Source organism: Gryllotalpicola sp. CP2-P1, from assembly GCF_057512245.1.
Genome location: NZ_JBLRDT010000248.1, coordinates 1 through 3,003 on the forward strand (window position 1 = coordinate 1; position 3,003 = coordinate 3,003).

At 71.9% G+C, this 3,003-nt stretch carries 3 protein-coding genes; 2 read left to right on the forward strand and 1 reads right to left on the reverse strand.

Annotated elements, in window-relative coordinates; genetic code table 11:
- A partial coding sequence (locus ACM2XV_RS13705; protein WP_487027325.1) for a polysaccharide pyruvyl transferase family protein occupies positions 1-343 on the forward strand: 343 nt, incomplete at its 5' end.
- Positions 340-1,209 carry a glycosyltransferase family 2 protein gene (locus ACM2XV_RS13710; protein ID WP_487027326.1) on the forward strand — a complete coding sequence of 290 codons (870 nt, stop codon included), beginning with the start codon at positions 340-342 and terminating at the stop codon, positions 1,207-1,209. The genes ACM2XV_RS13705 and ACM2XV_RS13710, both read left to right, overlap by 4 nt.
- 350 nt (positions 1,210-1,559) lie before the next feature.
- Here the strand turns inward: ACM2XV_RS13710 and ACM2XV_RS13715 are convergent.
- Positions 1,560-3,003: S8 family serine peptidase (locus tag ACM2XV_RS13715; protein ID WP_487027327.1), on the reverse strand; the 1,444-nt coding region annotated here is incomplete at its 5' end.

Genomic DNA, 3,003 nt, shown 5'->3' on the forward strand with positions numbered 1-3,003 from the left:
CGGCCGGGCGGCGGCCAAGACGCGGCTCGCGGCGCTGCGCTCGGCCGAGCTGCGGTCGGCCCAGGCACTCGCCGAGGCGAATCTGACCCGGGCAGTCGGGCTGCTGAGCTCGGGGCGCACCCTCGTCACCGATCGGCTGCACGGGCACATCCTCGCCTGCCTGCTCGGCGTCGAGCACGTGGTCGTCAACGACAAGTACGGGAAGATCCGCGCGTTCTGGGAGACCTGGACGCACGAGCTGCCGCATGCGCACTTCGCCGACACGTGGGATGCCGCGCCCGCGCTGCTCGCCGAGGTGCGCGAGCGGCAGTTCGCGAGCACCCGGGCCGAGGAGAGCGTGTGAGCGCACCCGTCGACGTGACCGTGGTGATCCCGTGCCGCGATGTCACCGGGGTGATCGGGCCGCAGCTGCGCGCGCTGCAGCAGCAGGCGACGCGGGCCCGCTTCGAGGTCGTGCTCGCCGACAACGGCTCGCGGGACGACCTCGCCGGGTTCGTGGCCGGCCCGGGCATCCGCCCGACCCCGCCCGTGCGCGTCGTCGATGCGAGCGCCGTGCCGGGCATCAATCACGCGCGCAATCGCGGGGTGTCGTGCGCGACACCCGGCAGCGCCCTCATCGTGTTCTGCGACGCCGACGACCTCGTGCACCCGGGGTGGCTCGAGGCGCACTGGCAGGCGTACCTCGCCGGTGCGAAGCTGCAGGGCGGCGCCCTGCACCGCGTGCTCGCCGATGGCTCGGAGCTCGGCTGGCAGACCGGGTTGCAGAACACGCTGCGGTTCCTGCCGTGGGCGCCCGGCTCGAATTGCGCGGTGGCCGCCGAGGTGTTCGCCGTCTGCGGGCCGTTCGACGAGTCGTACCGCGGCGGCGGCGACGAGACCGACTTCTTCTGGCGTGCGCAGCTGGCCGGCTACGAGCTGGTGGCGGTGCCCGAGGCGGGCATCGACTACGTCATGCGTTCGGACCCGCGCGGCGTCTACCGCCAGAACGTGAACTACGGGAAGAGCCACGTGAAGCTGTTCGCCGCGTATCGGGGGCGGGGAATGCCGCGCTCGCTCGACCCCGGAATCGTGCGGCGCCTGTGCGCCGACGTTCTCAAGCTGCTGGCGCGGGGCTTCCGCCGCGACGATCTCTATCGCGTCATGAAGGACCTCGGCTTCGCGGCGGGGCGCATTTCCGGGTCGATCGAGCACCGCACGGTGTACCTGTAGCCCGCGCCGTGCGGCGACACTAGATGCCCCTCCCGTTCCGCGCGGCGACAGTAGATGCTCCTTCCGTTCCGCGCGGCGACACTAGATGCCCCTCCCGCTCCGCGCGGCGACACTAGATGCCCTTCCCGCTCCGTGCGGCGACAGTAGATGCCCTTCCCGCTCCGTGCGGCGACACTAGATGCCCACTGAGGGCGCGCGGAGTGGCGTCTAATGTCGCCGTACGGAGGGGTGTCGGGGGAAAACAACAGTTGTTGTCGCCGGGCGGGGCTGCAGGGCGATTGAGCGGATGGGACGGAGGAACAGTCGGGTCCCAAGGAGCGGACGGGGCGATGGAGCGGGCGGGGCGGGGGTCAGTGCTTGACCACGACGGCGACGCCGGGCGAGGTGCCGACGTTGCCCGCGGCATCCGTCGCCTTGGCGACGAAGGTGTACGTGCCGTTCGGGTATGACGACGTGCTGATCGTCGCGGCCCACAGGCCCGAAGCGAGCTTGGCGGCGGTCGCGACTTTCGTCGTGCCGACCCAGAAGGTCACGCCGGTGACCCCGACGTTGTCGGAGGCCGATGCCGTCGCCGTGCCCGATGAGCTGAACACCGTGCCGGCCGGTGGCGAGGCGATCGTCACGGTGGGCTTCGTGGCGTCCGGGGGCGGGGTGGGCGTTCCGGTCGGTGTCGGGGTGCCGGTCGGCGTTGGAGTTCCGGTCGGCGTCGGAGTTCCGGTCGGTGTCGGCGTCGGCGTCGGACTCGCGGTCGCCGTCGCCGTCGCCGTCGGCGTCGGACTCGGCGTGCCGCCCGACCCTGACAGGGGAACCGTGCTCGCGAGGAATCCGTAGTACTTGCCCGCGATCGGGTGCAGCGGGTCGCCCTGGAATCCATGCCCGAGCTGCGCCTGTGCTCTCGCCTGTGCGATCACGGTCTGCATGATCTGCTTCGACGACGTCATGTCGGCGCAGCTGCCGCCGGGCGCGAGGCAGTCGGCGACGACCCCCGAGGCGACGGCGGTGGACATGCTCGTTCCCGACTGCAGGTAGCCGATGCGATTGCCCTTGAGCGTCGAATACGGGCAGGCGCCGGGCGCCGCGACGAGGTGCGCCTGATCGGCGGCGCTGACGGCATAGCCGCTGTTGGTGGCGGCGGTGTCGTCGGGCCACGGCATGCTGAACTGCGCCGTGCACGCGGCCGGCGCGCTCGCGAGGCCGCCGGGGCGTCCGTCGAAGTCGGCCATGTTGCTCACGGCGAGCACCTCGTCGTAGGCGGCGGGCACGACCTTGGCGATGTCGACGCTGCTGTTGGTCGCCGCGGCGACGACCACGATGCCCATGCCGGTGATCGTGCAGATCGCCAGGTGGATCGGGTCGCCGTTCGTCCTCCCGCAGTTCCCGTCGTCGGCGCCCGCCGTGCCGAGGCTGAGGTTCACGACCCTGATGTCGTCGGCGGTCGCGTTCGCGATCACCCAGTCGAGGCCGCACTCCAGCGACGCGAGCGTTCCGGCGTTCTTGCTGTCGAGGATCCGCACGGAATAGAGGGGCGCGCCGGGGGCCACCCCGACCACGCCGGCGTTGTCGTCGTAGGCGCCGATCACGCCGGCGACCGCCGTGCCGTGACCGTTCGCGTCGCCGGCGTCGCCCGAGCCGAAGCAGTTCACCTGGCCCTTCAGGTTGTAGTCGCTGCGCTGCTCGGAGCCCGAGTCGAGGATCGCGACCGCCGGGGCACCCCGGCTCGCGCCCACCCCGGTGCCCGCGCTCACGGGCGGCAGGTTCGCCTGCACCGTCTTCACGGCGGGCGGCACCGTCTGC